This window comes from Maritimibacter alkaliphilus HTCC2654 (assembly GCF_000152805.1).
Classification (GTDB): domain Bacteria; phylum Pseudomonadota; class Alphaproteobacteria; order Rhodobacterales; family Rhodobacteraceae; genus Maritimibacter; species Maritimibacter alkaliphilus.
In genome coordinates, this window is the sequence record NZ_CH902578.1 from 1,325,340 (window position 1) to 1,343,438 (window position 18,099).

15 protein-coding genes and 1 pseudogene are annotated in these 18,099 nt (G+C 63.9%); 11 read left to right on the top strand and 5 right to left on the bottom strand.

What is annotated here, in order from left to right; genetic code table 11:
• From RB2654_RS07500 to RB2654_RS07510, 3 genes and pseudogenes are all read left to right on the top strand, one after another.
• Positions 1-367, top strand: a pseudogene (locus RB2654_RS07500) (sugar ABC transporter substrate-binding protein); the annotation flags it as partial.
• Positions 368-475: 108 nt separating this feature from the next.
• Positions 476-1,558 (top strand): ABC transporter permease, encoded by a 1,083-nt coding sequence (locus RB2654_RS07505; protein WP_008330123.1) that lies wholly within the window; start codon positions 476-478, stop codon positions 1,556-1,558.
• A complete protein-coding gene (locus RB2654_RS07510) occupies positions 1,534-2,367 on the top strand; it encodes an ATP-binding cassette domain-containing protein (RefSeq protein ID WP_008330125.1) in 834 nt (277 codons plus the stop codon). The genes RB2654_RS07505 and RB2654_RS07510 overlap by 25 nt, the downstream gene beginning before the upstream one ends.
• Positions 2,368-2,835: 468 nt before the next feature.
• Here the strand turns inward: RB2654_RS07510 and RB2654_RS07515 are convergent, their stop codons facing one another.
• The 5 genes from RB2654_RS07515 to RB2654_RS07535 form a co-directional block, all read right to left on the bottom strand.
• Entirely contained in the window at positions 2,836-4,344 is a 1,509-nt protein-coding gene (locus tag RB2654_RS07515) for a sugar ABC transporter ATP-binding protein (RefSeq protein ID WP_008330127.1), read from the bottom strand.
• A complete protein-coding gene (locus tag RB2654_RS07520) occupies positions 4,341-5,342 on the bottom strand; it encodes an ABC transporter permease (protein WP_008330128.1) in 1,002 nt (333 codons plus the stop codon). Before RB2654_RS07520 ends, RB2654_RS07515 begins: the two co-directional genes overlap by 4 nt.
• Before the next feature lie 10 nt (positions 5,343-5,352).
• Positions 5,353-6,327 (bottom strand): ABC transporter permease, encoded by a 975-nt coding sequence (locus RB2654_RS07525; RefSeq protein ID WP_040884557.1) that lies wholly within the window; start codon positions 6,325-6,327, stop codon positions 5,353-5,355.
• A gap of 24 nt (positions 6,328-6,351) precedes the next feature.
• Entirely contained in the window at positions 6,352-7,164 is an 813-nt protein-coding gene (locus RB2654_RS07530; RefSeq protein WP_008330130.1) for an SDR family NAD(P)-dependent oxidoreductase, read from the bottom strand.
• Between the two features lie 85 nt (positions 7,165-7,249).
• Positions 7,250-8,212, bottom strand: coding sequence for a sugar ABC transporter substrate-binding protein (locus RB2654_RS07535; protein ID WP_008330131.1), 963 nt, complete (start codon positions 8,210-8,212; stop codon positions 7,250-7,252).
• Positions 8,213-8,423: 211 nt separating this feature from the next.
• Between RB2654_RS07535 and RB2654_RS07540 the strand changes: the two genes are divergently transcribed.
• The 8 genes from RB2654_RS07540 (at position 8,424) to RB2654_RS07575 (ending at position 18,091) form a co-directional block, all read left to right on the top strand.
• Positions 8,424-10,250 carry an ABC transporter substrate-binding protein gene (locus tag RB2654_RS07540; protein WP_008330132.1) on the top strand — a complete coding sequence of 609 codons (1,827 nt, stop codon included), beginning with the start codon at positions 8,424-8,426 and terminating at the stop codon, positions 10,248-10,250.
• A 10-nt stretch (positions 10,251-10,260) separates the two neighbouring features.
• Positions 10,261-11,070 carry an SDR family NAD(P)-dependent oxidoreductase gene (locus tag RB2654_RS07545; RefSeq protein WP_008330133.1) on the top strand — a complete coding sequence of 270 codons (810 nt, stop codon included), beginning with the start codon at positions 10,261-10,263 and terminating at the stop codon, positions 11,068-11,070.
• A 63-nt stretch (positions 11,071-11,133) separates the two neighbouring features.
• Positions 11,134-12,432, top strand: coding sequence for a M24 family metallopeptidase (locus RB2654_RS07550; protein WP_008330134.1), 1,299 nt, complete (start codon positions 11,134-11,136; stop codon positions 12,430-12,432).
• A gap of 68 nt (positions 12,433-12,500) precedes the next feature.
• The gene (locus RB2654_RS07555; protein WP_040884561.1) at positions 12,501-13,478 is read left to right on the top strand and encodes a thiamine pyrophosphate-dependent dehydrogenase E1 component subunit alpha; all 978 of its coding nucleotides are present in this window, start codon (positions 12,501-12,503) and stop codon (positions 13,476-13,478) included.
• 11 nt (positions 13,479-13,489) lie between these two features.
• Positions 13,490-14,485, top strand: coding sequence for an alpha-ketoacid dehydrogenase subunit beta (locus tag RB2654_RS07560; protein ID WP_040884563.1), 996 nt, complete (start codon positions 13,490-13,492; stop codon positions 14,483-14,485).
• The gene (locus tag RB2654_RS07565; RefSeq protein WP_008330137.1) at positions 14,475-15,761 is read left to right on the top strand and encodes a biotin/lipoyl-containing protein; all 1,287 of its coding nucleotides are present in this window, start codon (positions 14,475-14,477) and stop codon (positions 15,759-15,761) included. The genes RB2654_RS07560 and RB2654_RS07565 overlap by 11 nt, the downstream gene beginning before the upstream one ends.
• A 17-nt stretch (positions 15,762-15,778) precedes the next feature.
• The gene (locus tag RB2654_RS07570; RefSeq protein ID WP_008330138.1) at positions 15,779-17,203 is read left to right on the top strand and encodes an NAD-dependent succinate-semialdehyde dehydrogenase; all 1,425 of its coding nucleotides are present in this window, start codon (positions 15,779-15,781) and stop codon (positions 17,201-17,203) included.
• A gap of 9 nt (positions 17,204-17,212) precedes the next feature.
• Entirely contained in the window at positions 17,213-18,091 is an 879-nt protein-coding gene (locus RB2654_RS07575) for a 2-oxo acid dehydrogenase subunit E2 (protein ID WP_083783353.1), read from the top strand.
• Positions 18,092-18,099 lie beyond the last annotated feature (8 nt).

Genomic DNA, 18,099 nt, shown 5'->3' on the forward strand with positions numbered 1-18,099 from the left:
GATGCAGATCGATCCCAGCGTGAACGTGGTCTACACGATCAACGAACCGGCCGCTGCCGGTGCCTATGAGGCGCTCAAATCCGCAGGTCTCGAAGATCAGGCCCTGATCGTTTCGGTCGACGGCGGCTGCCCCGGCGTGCGCGACGTGGCCGCTGGCGTGATCGGCGCGACTTCGATGCAGTTCCCGCTGCTCATGGCGTCCAAGGGTATCGAAGCGATCGCCGCCTTCGCCGCCGACGGCTCCAAGCCCGAGAACAGCGAAGGGCTGGATTTCTTCAACACGGGCGTCCAGCTCGTGACCGACCAGCCGGTGGACGGCATCGAGTCGATCACGTCCGAAGAGGCGCTGGAACTCTGCTGGGGCTAACCCACTGACACGGGGGGCGGCTGGATCGCCCCCCGACCTACATTCCCGAAATTACCACCTGTTTCACCGGTCCCCGTGTTACCATTCGGGACCGCAGGGAGGATACGCATGGCCGATGTTCAGAAGAGCACCCGGAACCGACAGGATTTCGAAAACACGTTGGACAGCAGCGACGCGAACGTCGCGTCCTTCGTGTACGAGCAAAAGGGCTTCGTCGCCAAGGCGCAGCATTTCCTGCACGGCAACCCCACGATGGTCCCCGTCATCGTGCTGGTCGCCAGCGTCATCATCTTCGGCCTGATCGCGGGCGAGCGGTTCTTTTCGCCCTTCAACCTGTCGCTGATCCTTCAGCAGGTGTCGATCATCGGCATCCTCGCCGCCGCGCAAAGCCTTGTCATCCTGACGGCGGGGATCGACCTGTCCGTGGCCGCGATCATGGTTCTGATGTCGGTCATCTCCGGCAAGTTGGCGGTCGAGCTTGGCGTGCCTGCGCCTCTCGCGCTGCTGATCGGTTTCGGCGGCGGGATCGGCGCCGGGTTGCTGAACGGGTTTCTCGTCACCAAGATCAAGCTACCGCCGTTCATCACGACGCTGGGGACGTGGAACATCTTCTACGCGCTGATGCTCTGGCTGTCCGGCGCCCAGTCGATCCGGGGCGAGGATATCGACAACACCGCGCCGCTTCTCAAAATTTTCGGTCAGGCTATTTCGGTCGGATCGGCCCGCATCACCTTCGGGTCGATCCTGATGGTGATCGTCTTCGCGGTGCTCTGGTATCTCTTGAACAAGACCGCCTGGGGCCGCCATGTCTATGCCATCGGTGACGACAAAGAGGCGGCGGAACTTGCCGGCATCCGCACCGACCGCACCCTGATTTCGGTTTACGCGCTGGCCGGACTTGTCGCCGCCATCGGGGCCTGGGCTTCCATCGGTCGGGTCGGATCGATCTCGCCCACATCGTTTTACGAGGGCAACCTGCAATCCATCACCGCCGTGGTGATCGGGGGCATCTCGCTCTTCGGTGGCCGGGGCTCGATCCTCGGGGCGCTGTTCGGCGCGCTGATCGTCGGCGTGTTCCAATCGGGCCTGCGCCTCGCACAGGTGGACGTGCTCTGGCAGGTCTTCGCCATCGGCTGGCTCATCATCATCGCGGTCGCCATCGACCAATGGATCAGAAAGGTTTCGAGCTGATGTCCGATACCACGCAAACCATCGAACCCATCGTCAAGGGACGCGGCATCGTCAAACGCTACGGGCGCGTGACCGCCATCGACCACTCCGATTTCGACCTGTACCCGGGCGAGATTCTGGCGGTCATCGGGGACAACGGCGCGGGCAAGTCGTCCATCGTCAAGGCGATCTGCGGGGCTGTGCAACCCGATGACGGCGAGATCGTCATCGACGGCGAAAAGGTCCACTTCTCGTCGCCCATCGAGGCGCGCGACAAGGGGATCGAGATCGTCTACCAGAACCTCGCCCTGTCGCCCGCCCTGTCCATCGCGGACAACATGTTCGTCGGGCGCGAGATCCGCAAACCAGGCATCATGGGCAGCTGGTTCAAGATGCTCGACAAGCCGGAGATGCAGCGCATCGCCCGTGAGAAGCTGACCGAATTGGGTCTTATGACGGTGCAGTCGATCAATCAGGCGGTCGAAACGCTTTCGGGCGGCCAGCGTCAGGGCGTCGCCGTGGCCCGCGCGGCGGCGTTTGCAAAGAAGTTCATCATCATGGACGAACCCACCGCCGCGCTGGGGGTCAAGGAAAGCCGCCGGGTGCTGGAACTGATCAAGGACGTACGCTCGCGCGGGATTCCCATCGTGCTCATCAGCCACAACATGCCGCATGTGTTCGAGGTGGCGGACCGTATCCACATCCACCGGCTCGGCAAACGGCACGCGGTGATCGACCCCGAGAACTACTCGATGTCCGACGCCGTGGCGATCATGACCGGAGCGATGGAGCCGCCGCCCATCGAGCAGCAGCAGTTGTCGCCAAAGTGATCCGCTGATCGGTGCGGTTGCCGAGCGACGTCGCTTCTTATGTGGTGCGGTAGGCTGGGTTGGACGGAAGGAACTGTCGGTAGAGCGGCATGGGCAGGGTCCGGCGAAGTGGAGCACGCGGAGCGCCAAGCCACGCAAGTAGCTTAGGGAATTCACCGCCACCGCTGGGGGGCGAGGCGCGGGCGCGTGGCAAGGCATTCGCCTTCGCTGATCAATAAGGCATCCGTAACTGCTGGCTTGTTCTAATGGAAGGTTCCCACAGATTGTGAGTTTCTTTCCAGTTTTAGCGACGCCATATCCAGAACCGGACTCATCACCCATTGCCACCTTACTGTTATGCAATCCAGCACAGCGAGGCGTCAGACTCAGCCTGCGTTTCGGGTATTCACCACAAGGACGAAACCCTGCACAGGACGGCGGCACATTCCCGGCGTCGCCACCCTACCCACCGCTACCCGCCCACCGTCCCTAAGCCGTTTTCCCCGTCAGCCCCGAAATTGCCTGAATCAGGCTGTCCTCGGTCACTTCCTCGGCGGTGAATTCGCGCATCACGCGGCCTGAGAACATCGCGACGATCCGGTCGGAGACGTGCAGCACCTCGGGCATTTCCGAGCTGATGACGATGACCGCGTAGCCCTGTGCGGCCAGTTCTCGGATCAGGTTGTGAATCTCGGATTTGGAGCCCACGTCGATGCCGCGTGTCGGCTCGTCCACGATCAGCACTTCGGGCCGCATGGAGAGCCATTTTCCGATCACGATCTTCTGCTGGTTTCCGCCGGACAGGTTGCCGACGAGCTGCCGCCAGCCCGGGGTGCGGATGTCGAGCTTGTCGCGGTATTGATCGAAGATCGCGACCTCGGCCCCGTCGCTGACGAAGGGGCCCGCGGTCAGGTCCGAGACCTGCGGCAAGGTCATGTTGTCGCGACAGTTCATCCCGAGGATCAGCCCCTGGCCCTTCCGATCCTCCGGCACCAACGAGATGCCCCGCTTGATCGCGTCCGCAGGCGAATGAATGCTGACCTCTTCCCCGGCGAGGTGGATCGTCCCGGCGGACGGTTCACGCAGTCCGAAAAGCGTCTCGGCGATTTCCGTGCGTCCGGCGCCGACGAGGCCGTAGAACCCGACGACCTCGCCCCGGCGGACCGAAAAGCTCACGTCCTCGAACAGGCCCCCGCAACTCAGCCCGCGCACTTCCAGCGCCACCTCGCCCAGTTCGTGCGTGCTTTCGTTGCGCGACAAGTCGAGCGTGCGCCCGATCATCAACTGCGTCACCTCTTCTTCATTCGTCTCGGCGGTGTTGAGCGTGCCGCGATACTGGCCGTCGCGCAGGACGCTGATCCGGTCGGTGATCTTGAAGATCTCCTCCATCCGGTGAGAGATGTAGATCACCCCCACGCCGCGCGATTGAAGGTCGGCGATCACCTCGAACAGCACGACCTTTTCGGCATCGGTGAGCGACGCGGTCGGTTCGTCGAAAATCACGGCACGGGGCTCGACGGTCAGGGCGCGCGCGATCTCGACCATCTGCTGGTTCGCGATGGAGAGGTCGCCAACACGGGTGCGGGCCGCGAACCCCACGTTCAAGGTTTTCAGGATCGCGTCCGTCTCGTCATAAAGCCGCTGCCAGTCCACACGCCCGAAGCTTTTCTTCGGGAGTTCGCCAAGGAAAATGTTCTCGGCCACCGTCAGTTCATCGGCGAGGCTGAGTTCCTGATGGATGAAGACCACGCCCTTGGCCTTGGCGTTCATCGGCGAGGACATGACCGTGGGCTGCTCTTCGATGAAGATCTGGCCCTCGTTCGGCGCGAGGATTCCGCCCAGCACCTTCATCAGCGTGGATTTGCCCGCGCCGTTCTCGCCCATCAATGCGTGGACCTCTCCGGGCATGACCGTCAAGGACACACCGTCAAGCGCGCGCACGCCGGGAAAGGTTTTGACGATACCCTCGAGGCGCAGGGCCGGCGTCTGGTCGGTCATGTTCTAAGCTCCTCTTTGCCCTTGCGATTGAGCTGGCGATCCAGAAACAGCACCGCGATCAGGATCAGACCGATGACGAGGTTCACCGTTTCGGTATCCGCCCCGATGTGGCCCAGACCCTTGCGCAGAAGCTGGATCGCTATGACGCCGCCGAGGGTCGAGATGATCGAGCCGTAGCCGCCCGACAGCTTGGTGCCGCCCAGCACGACGGCGGTGATCGCCCAGAGTTCGTAGAGCATCCCGTCGTTCGGGTTCACCGAGCCGCTTTCGGAGTAGAAGACGACGGCGGAAAGCGCGGCGAGGAAGCCGATCAGCATGAAATTCCACAGGAAATGCGGGCCCACGCGGATACCCGCGTTGACGGCTGCATCCCGGTTATTGCCGATGGCATAGGCGTTACGGCCATGCACCGTCCGCGTCATCAGGAGCCACAGCAGGATCGCCGCACCGAGCAGGAACCATGTCGCGGTGTGCAGGCCCAAGAACTGCGCCTCGGCGAAATCCACGAGCGTCCAGTTGAGATGGCTGGTCGGCTGCTCGCCGTTGTACATGAAGACGAGGCCACGGTAGCCCAGCATCGAACCGAGCGTAACGATGAAGGCGTCCACCCCGGTCTTCCACACGATCAGCCCGCTGATCGCACCAAGGACGACCCCGGTGGCGAGGGCGAAGAGCCAGGCGAGCGGGATGGCCCAGTTGCCCAGCGTCTGCATGAACGGCCATGTCATGCTGTCGAGCAACACGATGGCCGCGAGCGCGAAGGTCGCGCCGACGCTCAGGTCGATGTTGCCGTTGATCATGATGATCGTCATGCCGAGTGCGATGATCCCGATCGGCGCCGACTGCTTGAGCAGCAGGAGCATGTTGTCGAAATCCATGAAGGCCGTCTCGGTCACCGACAGGAACTCTCCCGCGATGGAGAAGAAGGCCAGCTCGACCAGGATGAAGGCCCAGATCGCGCCTTGCTTGATAAGGTTCGCTCGGGTTTCGTTTTTCATCGTCCCCTCCTCACGCGATCCGCGACCACAACCCGCCGCGCTTGGCTGCGATATCGAGCCAGACCGCGAGGATGATGATGATCCAGGTCACGATATATTGCGCGTAGAAGGCGAGGCCCAACAGCAACAGACCGTTCTGGATGAAGCCGAGGATGAGCACGCCGATCACCGTCTTGAAGATCGTGCCGGACCCGCCGAGGAGCGAGGCCCCGCCGAGGATCACGGCGGCGAGAACCTCAAGCTCCATGCCCTGCCCCACGGTGTTCTGGCTTCCCAGCGACCGGCTCGCCTGAATCAACCCGGCCGTCGCCACGCAGAAGGACGACATTAGATAGGTCATGAACACGACCCGCGCGCGCGGGATGCCCGAGAACGTGGCGGCGACCCCGTTGCCGCCCACCGCGTAGACCTTTCGCCCGAACGGCGTGCGCGACAGGATGATACTGAGCACGATCGCCAGCCCCGCGAAGATCAGGATCGGCATCGGCAACCCCGCCACACTCCCCTGTCCGAACACGCTGAACCACGTCCCCGACTTGTCGGCGATGTCCATGTTCTTGCCGCCGGAATAGGTCAGCGTAAGGCCGTGGATCGCGGACAGCATACCCAAGGTGACGATCAGGGAGTTGAGCTTGAGGTAGCCCACGAGAATGCCGATGAAAGCGCCGAGCGCCAGCGTCATCGCGAACATCGACGGAATCGCGAGCGTCGGCCCGATCTTGTCATGCAGGTCGAGCACCACGATGGTCGAGAACGACATCATCGACCCCACGGACAGGTCTAGGTTTCCGCCGATCACCACGAAGGTGACGCCCAGCGCCATGACGCCCAGAATGGCCGACGAACGGATCACCCCGAAGACGTTGTCGATGTCGATGAAACGCGGATTGGCGACCGCGAAGGCGATCATGAAGACCGCGAAGGCGACAAGAATGCCTTGCCGCGCCAGGAACCCCTGCAATCCCTTCCTCGTCAATTCAGCCATGTTGTCCTCCCTATGGCCGGCACGTCACACCAGTGTCATGCCACCGTCGATCATTACGATCTGTCCTGTCATGTAGTCGCTGTCGCGGGCTGCGAGGAACGAGGTCGTCCCGGTCACGTCCGCGGGCGTCGCGACACGCCCCTTGAGTATTTCGGCGGAAAATTCCTCCATCGCCTGACCGGGCCGCTCCGCCGCGCCGATGCTCATCAGATCCTGATCGACCTGCTCCCACATCTCGGTGGCGACGACGCCCGGCGCGAAGCCGGTCACCGTGATCCCGTGCTTGGCAAGGTCGCGGGCACCCGACTGGGTCAGCGACACCACCGCCCATTTGCTTGCACAGTAGGGCGCCACATTGTCGAAGCCCTGCCTGCTGGCGACGGAGGCGGTGTTGATGATCTTGCCGGCCATGCCGTCGTCGTCCCGTCCCTGTGCGATCATCTGGCGCGCGGCCTCCTGCATTCCGATCATGCAACCCAACCCGTTGACGCCCATGACGAAATTCCAGTTGTCCTCGGTCACGTCAAGAAAGTTCATCGGCTTGTTGACGCCCGCGTTGTTGAACTTCACGTCGAGGCGTCCGAACAGCGACACCGTGTGATCGATCATGGCCCGGACCTGTTCCCGGTCCGTCACGTCGACCGCGGCGTGGGTCACCCGGGCCCCGGTCTGCGCGGCCCGTTCGGCGTTCGCCTCGGCCACGGCCCCGACCTTGTCCCCATTGATATCGGCGAAACAAACATTGGCCCCTTCGTCCAGAAGCGCCTCCCCGATGGCTCTCCCGATTCCCTGGGCTGCGCCCGTCACGATACAGGACCGTCCAGCGACACGTGCCATGTGCGCCCCTTTCGAATTCACTACGTGGAAAAAACAAAACTGGATGCGCGAGGCGCCGGGGCACCCCGCGCATCCGGGGAGGAGATCAGAAGACGGGCTTGGTGAACTCGTCCATGTTGTCCTGCGTGATCTTCGGCGTGTCGAAGTAGTTCAGGAACGGCACGTCCTTACCGTCGAGCACGTCGATCGCGGTCTGAAGCGCGGCTTCCGCGTCGTCCACCGGCGACTGGTAGATCGAGCCCCAGTATTCGCCCGCGGCCATCGCTTCGTAGCCGACCGCGAAGTTCGTGGCGCCGACGAAGGTGATGTCGCCCGCGCGTCCGGCGGCCTTGGCGGCGTTCAGTGCGCCGACACCCATGTTGTCGTCACCGGCATAGACGCCGTCGATGTCGTCGTATTTGACGAGAAAGGCTTCCATGACCTGTTGCGACTTTTCGCGGTTCCAGTCGCCCGGCTGCGTTTCCACCAGCGTCACGTCCGGGCAGACTTCCGGAAGGCGATCCTCGAAGCCCTTGGCGCGTTCGATGGCCGTGGTGTAACCGGGCTGGCCCGAGATCTGCACGATCTGTGCTTCACCTTCGATGCCCTGCGCCTTGAACCGGTCGCACATGATTTCCGCCGAACGGGCGCCTTGCGTGATGTTGTCCGGGCCCGAGAACGAGGCGACGAAGTCGAAGCCTTGCTCGGCGATGTTGGAGTTGGTGACGATCACTGGAATGTCCGCCTGGCTCGCCTTGCGCACCGCCGGGATCACCGCCTCGCCGTTCGTCGGCCAGATGATGATCGCGTCCACTTCCTGCTGGATGAGATCTTCCATCTGCGCGATCTGCCGCGCCACGTCGCCACCGGCGTCGAGCACGACGACCTCGACGGCGTCGTTTTCCTCGGCCGCCGCGATGAAGGCCTGTTCGTATGTGGTCTGGTAGCTGTCCACGCCCACGTTGTTCTGCGTGATGCCGATAGTGTAGCTCGAGTGCGCCTCGCCAAAGGCGGCGGTGCCCAGCATCGCGGTCGAACAAACGAGCGCAAACTTGGTCGAGATCTTCATGTGATTGGTCCTCCCAAACTTATGTTGTCACGATTGCGGCTGTCCTCCCAGCCCGGGACATGACGCCCCTTGCAACCTGTTTTCCATCGAGCGCGATTTTGTCGCGGGTTGGACGCCCCCTTTTTGTTCAATCTGAAAAGCATGGTATCCATTTTGGATAAAATGGCGATACGCGAACCCTCCCATTTTGGACAACTTCGGAAGGACGGACATGACACACAAACGTCGACCGACCCGCAACACGCAAAAGACGGACCCAATGCATCACGACCCCGTGAAACTTGTTCATTCTGGACAGAATGGCCCGGTCAGCGCCAAAGCCGTTGCGGCGATGGTCGACAGTCCGGATGTTTTGCGGGTCGTCACGCTGCTTCAGGGCATTTCGACCGAGATCGACAACGGGATCGAGCCGAGCACGGCGAATCCGCATCTCAACATGCTCTTGCACCTCCTCCATAGCCATTTCGAGGGCCGCGTCGTGTCGCCCTCAGCGATGGTCTCGGCCTCGGGCGTGCCCTATGCCACCGGCACCCGGAAGCTGAGCGAGCTGATGGACGCGGGTTTCATCGAACAGCGCCCGCGCACCAAATCGGGCAAGAGCGTTTCGCTTCACCCCAGCGCACACCTGTTCGAGGTCTTCAGCCAGGTCGCGGACCGGATCGACCGAATCGCGCAAGACGCCTATGGCGGCGCGCGGCGAACCGATGGCGCCCGAGACTACTATTTCGGCGGCTCCTACCAGCCGGGGCAGACGATGATCGCGCCGCCCCGCGCCCTGCCTCAGTCGCTCAAGCTCGCGGGCGGCCTGCGGATTCTCGTCCACGGTGACCCGACCTTCATGGTCATGGAGAACCTGAAGCGCCAGTTCGAGCAGATCGTCGGCACCGACATCCACCAACGCGCGTTTTCCATCGACAGGCTGCGCGAGGAGGCGTTGCGCAATGCCACCCGAAGCCGAAGCCGCTATGACCTTATCGCGGTCGATCTGCCGTGGCTCGGCGAGTTCGTGAAAAAGGGTGTGATCCGCCCCCTGCCCGACGTGATGGACGTGGCGCGGCTGGAGCCCAGCGATTTCCACACCGCCGGCTGGCGCGCGACCCATTGGGACGAAGTGCCCTATGGCGTGCCGAGCCAGACGACGCCCGAGCTCATGTTCTATCGCAAGGACTGGTTCGCCGAGGCCGGGCTGGAGCCACCGCATACCATCGAACGTGTCATCGAAGCGGCGCGGCATTTCAACAATCCCCGTCGGGGGCGCTATGGCGTGGCATGGAACGCGGCCCGCGGCACGGCGCTCGGCCATACCTTCATGATGACCTGCGCCGCTTTCGGTCAGCCGATCATCGACCTGCCCGAGATCGCGGGCGGCTACGACGCCGATCACCTCGAACGCGAAGATTTCCGGCCGATGCTCGATTCGCCGCGCGCCCGTGAAGCCGCGGAATATCTGATGGAGCTCATGCAGTTCTCGCCGCCCGATATCCTGTCGATGTCGTGGTATGAGCGCGTGCGCCCCTATGCCGCCGGATCGGTCGCGATGGCCTATGGCTACACCCTGCTCGCGCCCTATTTCGAACTCGACAAATCCTGCGCGGCGCATGGCAACACCGGCTACCTGCCGCATCCGCACGGCCCCGAAGGCGCGCCCATCGCGCCCGTGGGCGGCTATGCGCTCTGCATCCCCGCCAATCTCGCCGAGGAGCGCATCCCGGACGCGGTGGAGGCGCTGATCGCCTTCACCTCGCCCGCCGCGCAGAAGCTCTACGCACAGGAAGGCAGCCGCACCGCGCCCCGGTACTCGGTCGGCGCGGACCCGGAGGTGCGGCGGCTGTCACCGATCTTCGAACTCGTCGACCAGATGTCCTGGCGCGACGAGCTTCAGTTCTGGCCGCGCCCGCCCGTGCCCCAGATCTCCGACATCATCACCGTCTGCGGCAACGAGCTGCACGACATGCTGCGCGGGCTGGTCAGCCCGGCGGACGCGCTCGCCAGCGCGCAGGCCAAGGCCGAGGCCATTTTACGAACACCGGTCACCTAGGGAGGACACCATGGACCCACATCGCCTGAAGGGAAAAAACATCCTTATCACCGGCGCCGCCCGCGGCATGGGCGCGGCCAATGCCGAGGCCTTCGCGGCCCAGGGCGCGAACGTCTGCATCGGCGATCTGGACGGCGACGAGGCCAAGGTCGTCGCGGACAGGATCAACGCAGCCGGAGGCGGCAAGGCGATCTCGGTCAAAATGGACGTGACCAAGCGCGAAGACAACGCAGCCGCCGTCGCAGCCGTGGTCGACGCCTTCGGGTCGATCAACGTGGGTCTGTTCAACGCGGGCCTGAACAAGCCCCGGTTCTTCATGGATATCGATGAAGACAACTGGGACATGATCATGAACGTGAACACCAAGGCGATGTGGCTGGGGATGCAGGAAACCGCGCGCCAGATGATCGCGCAGGGTCCGATGGAGGATCATCCCTACAAGCTCATCAACGTGGGCAGCATCGCGTCCCGCAAGCCGCTGGTCGACGTGACCGTCTATTGCACATCGAAATACGGCTGCCTCGCACTCACGCATTGCGGTGCCATCGGGCTTGCCGAGCACAACATCACCGTCAACGGCTACGCCCCCGGTGTCGTGGTCACGCCGCTGTGGGAACAGCTCGACAAAGACCTCGTCGATATCGGGTTCAAGAAACGCGAGGGGCAGGCCTACGAGGACATCGTGCGCGACGCGCTTCAGATCAAGCGCGTGTCTTACCCGGAGGACATCACCGGAACCGCCTCGTTCCTCGCCAGTAACGACAGCGACTACATGACCGGCCAGATGATCCACATCGATGGCGGCTGGTGCATCCAGTAACGCACTGATTTCAAATTCAAAAAGACAAATGAGGGTCGCAGCGCGACCCCGGAGGAGACCCCAATGTCACGCGCCTTGCTGCCAAACATGCTCACCCCACAAGACCTCGAACCGAACTGGGAGTGGCGCGACCGCCTCCCCGCGTCCGGCCACATGTCGGTGGATTTCGAACGCAGGATCGACCACGACCGCCTGCGCCGCTACCGGCTCGCCCGGACCCGTCAGGCGCTTCAGGCCTCGAATGCGGGGACGCTCCTGCTCTTCGACGTGAACAACATCCGCTACGTCTCGGCCACCAAGATCGGCGAGTGGGAACGCGACAAGATGTGCCGTTTCTGCCTCCTGACCGGGGACGACAGCCCCTATGTCTGGGACTTCGGCTCGGCCGCGATGCACCACAAGCGCTATTCCGACTGGCTGGAGCCTGACCACTGCCTTGCCGGTGTCGTCGGGATGCGCGGGACGATCCCGCCCGAGTTCGGGCTCATGCGCAAATACGCGAAAGAGATCGCGCGCCTCATCAAGGAAGCCGGTATGGCGGACATGCCGGTGGGCGTCGATTACGCCGAAACCGCCATGTTCCACGCGTTACAGGAAGAGGGGCTGCATGTCGTCGACGGCCAGCAGATCATGCTCGCGGCGCGCGAGATCAAGAACTGGGACGAAATCCAACTTCTGACGCAGGCGGCCAGCATGGTCGATGGCGTCTACCACATGATCTACGAAGAGCTGAAACCGGGGGTGCGCGAGAACGACATCGTCGCGCTGTCCAACAAGATGCTCTACGAGATGGGGTCGGACGACGTCGAGGCGATCAACGCAATCTCCGGCGAACGCTGCAATCCGCATCCGCACAACTTCACCGACCGGCTGTTCCGCCCCGGCGACCAGGCGTTTTTCGACATTCTGCAAAGCTATCAGGGCTATCGCACCTGCTATTACCGGACGTTCAACATCGGACGCTCGACGCCCGCGCAGGTCGATGCCTACGTCAAGGCGCGCGAATGGATCGACGCCTCGATTCAGGCGATCAAGCCGGGGGTGACGACCGATCAGGTGGCGAAGCTCTGGCCCAAGGCCGAGGAATTCGGGTTCCCGAACGAAGACGCCGCCTTCGGGTTGCAATTCGGCCACGGCCTTGGCCTCGCGTTGCACGAACGGCCGATCATCAGCCGCGCGGTCAGCCTTGAGCACCCGATGGAGATCCAGACCGGCATGGTGTTCGCGCTGGAGACCTATTGCCCCGCCGCCGACGGATACTCTGCCGCACGGATCGAAGAGGAAGTCGTGGTGACCGAGACCGGGGTCGAAGTCATCAGCCTCTTCCCCGCCGAAGAACTGCCCATCGCGAACCGTTATTGATCGGTGGGTTCGCACCCACCCTACGGCCAAATCGTAGGGTGGGTGAACCCCACCTTCGGGAGGACACCATGGCGAAATCCAAGACCAATACCGAGGACTACCTGCGCATGTATCGCCAGATGGTGCGCATACGTACCTTCGAGGACAATGCGAACCAGCTTTACCTCTCCGCCAAGATGCCCGGCCTCACCCATATGTATTCGGGGGAAGAGGCCGTGGCGGTCGGTATCTGCGAGGCGCTGACGGACGACGACCGCATCACTTCGACCCACCGGGGTCACGGCCACTGTGTCGCCAAGGGTGCGGAATTCAAGGAAATGTTCTGCGAACTTCTCGGCAAGGAAGAGGGCTATTGCCGCGGCAAGGGCGGATCGATGCACATCGCCGACCAGAGCCACGGGAACCTCGGCGCAAACGCCATCGTCGGCGGATCGATGGGGATCGCCACCGGCTCGGCCCTGCGGGCGAAACTTCAGGGGTCGGACGACGTCACCGTCTGTTTCTTCGGGGACGGCGCGACCGCACAGGGGTTGATGTACGAGGTCATGAACATGGCCGCGCTCTGGAAGCTTCCCGTCATCTACGCCTGCGAGAACAACGGCTATTCCGAATATACCCGGACGGACGAGATCGCGGCAGGCTCCATCACGGCACGGGCCGAGGCTTTCGGGATCGAGGCGCACAAGGTCGACGGGCAGGATGTGCTCGCGGTGAACGAGCTGACCCAAAAGCTCGTCGCGCGCTGCCGCAAGGGTGAGGGTCCGTTCTTCGTGGAGCTGGAAACCTACCGCTACCACGGCCACCACGTCGGCGACATCAATCGCGAATACTACCGCTCCAAGGACGAAGAGAAGGACTGGCGCGAGAACCGCGATCCGATCATCCGGTTCCGCGCCTACCTCGTCGATCAGGGTATCGCGAGCGAGGAAGAGATCGAGGCGATGAACGCCGAGATCGAGAAAGATGCCACCGACGCCGTAGCCTATGCCGAGGCCGCGCCCTACCCGGACGCGTCCGAGGTCGACATGCACGTCTACGCGGACTGAGGAGAATGACCATGCGAGAAATCACCCTGTCCCAGGCCGTGAACGAAGCCCTGGCCGAGGAAATGCGGCGCGACGAGACCGTCTTCATTCTGGGTGAGGACGTGGCGGAGGCCGGCACGCCGTTCAAGGTGCTGTCCGGGCTTGTCGAGGAATTCGGCACCGACCGCGTCATCGACACGCCGATCTCGGAACCCGGTTTCGTGGGCCTCGCCGTGGGTGCCGCGATGACCGGCGCGCGGCCGGTCGTGGACCTGATGTTCGGCGATTTCCTTTACCTCGTGATGGATCAGCTTTGCAATCAGGCGGCCAAGCAGCACTACATGTCCGGCGGCAAGCTGTCTGTGCCGATGGTCCTGCGCACCAACCTCGGCGCGACCCGCCGCTCGGCGGCGCAGCACAGTCAGTCGCTTCAGGCGCTGGTCGCGCATATTCCGGGGCTGAAGGTCGCCCTGCCCTCATCGGCCTACGAGGCCAAGGGGCTGATGAAGACCGCGATCCGCGACAACAACCCGGTCGTCATCTTCGAAGACAAGCTGATGTATCAGGACAAGGCCCCGGTGCCGGAGGAGGAATACCTGATCCCCTTCGGCGAAGCGAACGTGAAACGCGAAGGCAAGGACATCACCCTGATCGCCACATCCTCGATGGTGCAGGTGGCCGAAAAGGCCGCCGAGATGCTCGCGAAGGAAGGGATCGAAGCCGAGGTCATCGACCCGCGCACCATCGTGCCGCTGGACGAGAAAACGCTGCTCGACAGCGTGAAGAAGACCAGCCGGGCGATCGTGATCGACGAGGGCCACCAGAGCTACGGCGTGACGGCCGAGATCGCGTCGCGTCTGAACGAAAAGGCGTTCTACCATCTCGACGCGCCAGTGTTGCGCATGGGCGCGATGGACGTGCCGGTGCCCTTCAGCCCCGCGCTCGAGGACATCACCGTGCCGACGCCGGAGCGTGTGGTGGAAAACGCGCGCAAGCTTTGCGCCGGGGAGCTTATCCATGCCGCATGACGTGACGATGCCACAACTGGGCATGGCACAGGACGCGGGCAAGATCGTGTCTTGGCTGAAGTCGCCCGGCGAGGCCGTGTCGAAGGGCGACGCGCTGTTCGAGGTCGAAACCGACAAGGCCACGATGGAAGTCGAGGCACAGGCGGACGGGTTCCTTACGGGTGTGACGGCGGGCGAAGGCGAGGATGTGCCGGTGGGCGCCGTCATCGCCCGCATCTCGGAGAGTGCCGAGGACGACACCCCCGCCCCGTCGCAGGCGTCGGCCGAAACTGGACCGGAGCAGGCCGCAGATGACCTGCCCGAAGGTCACGCCGTCACCATGCCGCAGCTTGGCATGGCGCAGGATTCCGGCCTGCTCGTGAGTTGGCACAAGTCACCGGGCGACGCGGTGTCCGCCGATGATGTGTTGTTCGAGGTGGAAACCGACAAAAGCACGATGGAGGTCGAGGCCGGGCGCGACGGCTACCTTGCGGCGACACTGGCCGAGGCCGGTGAAGAGGTGCCCGTGGGCACCGCCGTCGCCATCATCAGCGCCGAAAAGCCCGACAACGCCGTGGCCCGCAGCGCCAAGGCGACGCCTCCGCTCAAGGCGGAGCAGACGCCCGCCGCCGAGGCGACGCCGCCTGAAACGACAGAAAAACGCCCTGCGCCGAAACCCGCCGCCGCCACAGGCGACCGCATCCTTGCCTCGCCCAAGGCGCGCCGCCTCGCGATGGAACAGGGGCTGGACCTTGAACGTCTGGCCAAGGCGGGCCATCCGCAGCCCTACCATGTGGCCGACCTCGACACGCTGCGTGCCATGCCCGATGCGGCCCCTGCATCCGCTGCACCGACCGCATCGCGCCGGCTCGTGGCCGAGATCGCGCACGATGGCCTTCCAGCCTTCACCGACTGGATCGCCGCGGCGCATGGCCCGATCGATCCCGACGCGGTGATCGCCGGGCTCGCCGCAGCCTCTCTGCCCGCCGCCGCCCCGGTGGCTGTCGAACGGTTCGGCCAGTCGACCACCTATGCCCTGCCCGCCAGCCGGGCCCTGTCCGGCGTGAGCGAAACCGAAGACGCCCCGGCGCTGACCATCCGCGACCTGCGTGGCACATCGCTGACGGGGATAGATCTGGGTGGCGAGGATACGCCTGTTCTCACGCTCACCACGCAGGGTGCGGGGCTGACCCTCACGCTGGAATGCAAGGCCGCCGACATGGATGCGCGCGCGGCGATCCAGCTACTTTCCGACTTCGCAGGCCGGGTGGAGCAGCCGCTCCGCCACCTGCTCTGATCTGACCGGAGACCGAAATGGACTACACCGATCTCTACATCAACGGCGAATGGCGCAAGACCGACGACCGCTTCGACGTGATAAACCCCGCGACCGAAGAGGTGCTGGCCTCGGTGGCCTCGGCCGATATCGCCGATGCCGATGCCGCGCTGGACGCCGCCGAAAAGGCGATGGCCGACTGGGCCGCGCGCACGCCGCGCGAACGCTCCGACGTGCTGCGCAAGGCGTGGGAACTGATGACCGCGAAACTCGACCATTTCGCGCATCTTATCACGCTGGAAAACGGCAAGGCCGGGACGGACGCCAAGGGTGAGGCGACCTATGCCGCCGAATTTTTCCGCTGGTTTGCCGAGGAAGCGGTGCGCGCGGACGGGTTGATTACCCACGCTCCGTCCAGCGGTGCCCGCATCGTCGTGCAGCACAAGCCCGCGGGCCTCGCCGTGCTGGTCACGCCGTGGAACTACCCGGCTGCGATGGGCACCCGCAAGATCGCCCCGGCGTTGGCCGCGGGCTGTGGCGTCATCATCAAACCCGCCTCGGAAACGCCGCTGACCATGCTCGCGCTGATGCCGATCCTCGAAGAGGCCGGCGTGCCGCCGGGGCTGGTCAACGTGCTGCCGTCGCGCCGGACGGGCGCGCTGGTCGATCACATGCTGCATGACCCCCGCGTGCGCGTGGTCAGTTTCACCGGCTCCACCGGAGTTGGTCGAAAGCTGCTGAAAGGTGCCGCCGATCAGGTGCTAAAACCGGCGATGGAACTGGGTGGCAACGCGCCCGTAGTGATATTCGATGACGCCGACATGGACACCGCCATCGAAGGCACGATGCTCGCGAAGATGCGCAACTTGGGCGAAGCCTGCACCGCCGCCAACCGCATCTACGTGCACGCGGACATTGCAGAGGCGTTCACCAAGCGCCTTGCCGAGCGCATGAGCGCACTCAAGGTGGGGGACGGCACCGATCCGTCGGTGGACGTGGGACCATTGGTCAACGCCGATACCCGCGACAAGGTGGCCGCGTTCGTGGCCGATGCCGTCGCCAAGGGGGCCAAGGTGGAATGCGGCGGCGACATCCCACAGGGTAAGGGCTACTTCTACCCGCCCACGGTTCTGTCGAATGTCTCGGAAGACGCCGATTGCGTTCATGACGAGATTTTCGGCCCCGTCGCCGCGATCCAGACCTTCACCGACCAAGCGGACGTGATCCGCCGGGCGAACGACACCGAATATGGCCTTGTCGCCTATGTCTTCTCCGAAAACTTCAAACGGGCCTTACAGGTCTGCGAACGGCTGGATTACGGCATGGTCGGCCTGAACCGGGGTCTGGTCAGCGACCCGGCTGCGCCCTTTGGCGGGACCAAGCAATCCGGGCTGGGGCGTGAAGGCGGCCACGAAGGGATGCTCGAGTTCATGGAAACCCAATACATCTCCGCCGACTGGTAGGGGGCGAATATGTCTGACACGATTGCCAGCCCCTCCACCCGCCGTCTCGCCCGCGAACAGGGAGTCGACATCGACGCCCTCGCCCGAAAGCTCGGCCGAACGACCATCAGTGCCGAGGATATCTCCGGGAGTGCTCGTCCTGCGGCGAGTGCTGGGGATACCTCGTATTGGGATGTCGATCACAGCCAGTATGGGCCGGTCACCAAGGAACCCATGAGCCGCTTCGCGCAGGTGGCCTCGAAAAACCTCGCGGCGGCGCAGGCGCTCATACCGGCGGTGACCCATCACGAGCGCGCCGATGTCTCGGCCATCGAGGCGCTGCGAAAAAGCTGGAAGGCCGAGGCGCAGGCGCGCGGGGTCAAACTGACCGCGCTGGCCTTCCACGTGGCCGCCCTGTCCCGTGCGTTGCGGGCCTTCCCGCGTTTCAACGCCTCGCTGACGCCGGATGGGGAAGACCTCGTGCTGAAGGACTACGTTCATATCGGGATCGCCGTGGACACACCGCATGGCCTGATGGTTCCGGTGATCCGGGACGCGGACCGCAAGGGACTTTGGCAGATCGGAGCCGAGATCGCCGATCTTGCCGGTCGCGCCCAGGCCCGCAAGGTCCGGCAGGACGAAATGGGCGGCGCGTCGATGACCATCACCAATCTGGGCGGCATCGGCGGCACGGCATTCACCCCCATCGTCAACCCGCCCGAGGTGGCGATCCTCGGCATCACACGGACCGAGACGGTGACCCATTGGGATGGCGACACGCCGCGCCCGGTCCCGATGGTGCCGCTGGACCTGTCCTACGACCACCGCGTCATCAACGGTGCCGATGCGGCCCGGTTCATGACCCACTACGCGGGCCTGATCGCAGATCCCCGCAACATGCTGGTCTGAGGGGTGCC

Coding starts and splice junctions, on each gene's coding strand:
- RB2654_RS07520 (WP_008330128.1), bottom strand. CDS start 5,342: ATGAAAAACGAAACCCGAGCGAACCTTATCAAGCAAGGCGCGATCTGG.
- RB2654_RS07575 (WP_083783353.1), top strand. CDS start 17,213: ATGTCTGACACGATTGCCAGCCCCTCCACCCGCCGTCTCGCCCGCGAA.
- RB2654_RS07530 (WP_008330130.1), bottom strand. CDS start 7,164: ATGGCACGTGTCGCTGGACGGTCCTGTATCGTGACGGGCGCAGCCCAG.
- RB2654_RS07570 (WP_008330138.1), top strand. CDS start 15,779: ATGGACTACACCGATCTCTACATCAACGGCGAATGGCGCAAGACCGAC.
- RB2654_RS07560 (WP_040884563.1), top strand. CDS start 13,490: ATGCGAGAAATCACCCTGTCCCAGGCCGTGAACGAAGCCCTGGCCGAG.
- RB2654_RS07540 (WP_008330132.1), top strand. CDS start 8,424: ATGACACACAAACGTCGACCGACCCGCAACACGCAAAAGACGGACCCA.
- RB2654_RS07510 (WP_008330125.1), top strand. CDS start 1,534: ATGGATCAGAAAGGTTTCGAGCTGATGTCCGATACCACGCAAACCATC.
- RB2654_RS07505 (WP_008330123.1), top strand. CDS start 476: ATGGCCGATGTTCAGAAGAGCACCCGGAACCGACAGGATTTCGAAAAC.
- RB2654_RS07535 (WP_008330131.1), bottom strand. CDS start 8,212: ATGAAGATCTCGACCAAGTTTGCGCTCGTTTGTTCGACCGCGATGCTG.
- RB2654_RS07545 (WP_008330133.1), top strand. CDS start 10,261: ATGGACCCACATCGCCTGAAGGGAAAAAACATCCTTATCACCGGCGCC.
- RB2654_RS07525 (WP_040884557.1), bottom strand. CDS start 6,327: ATGGCTGAATTGACGAGGAAGGGATTGCAGGGGTTCCTGGCGCGGCAA.
- RB2654_RS07515 (WP_008330127.1), bottom strand. CDS start 4,344: ATGACCGACCAGACGCCGGCCCTGCGCCTCGAGGGTATCGTCAAAACC.
- RB2654_RS07555 (WP_040884561.1), top strand. CDS start 12,501: ATGGCGAAATCCAAGACCAATACCGAGGACTACCTGCGCATGTATCGC.
- RB2654_RS07550 (WP_008330134.1), top strand. CDS start 11,134: ATGTCACGCGCCTTGCTGCCAAACATGCTCACCCCACAAGACCTCGAA.
- RB2654_RS07565 (WP_008330137.1), top strand. CDS start 14,475: ATGCCGCATGACGTGACGATGCCACAACTGGGCATGGCACAGGACGCG.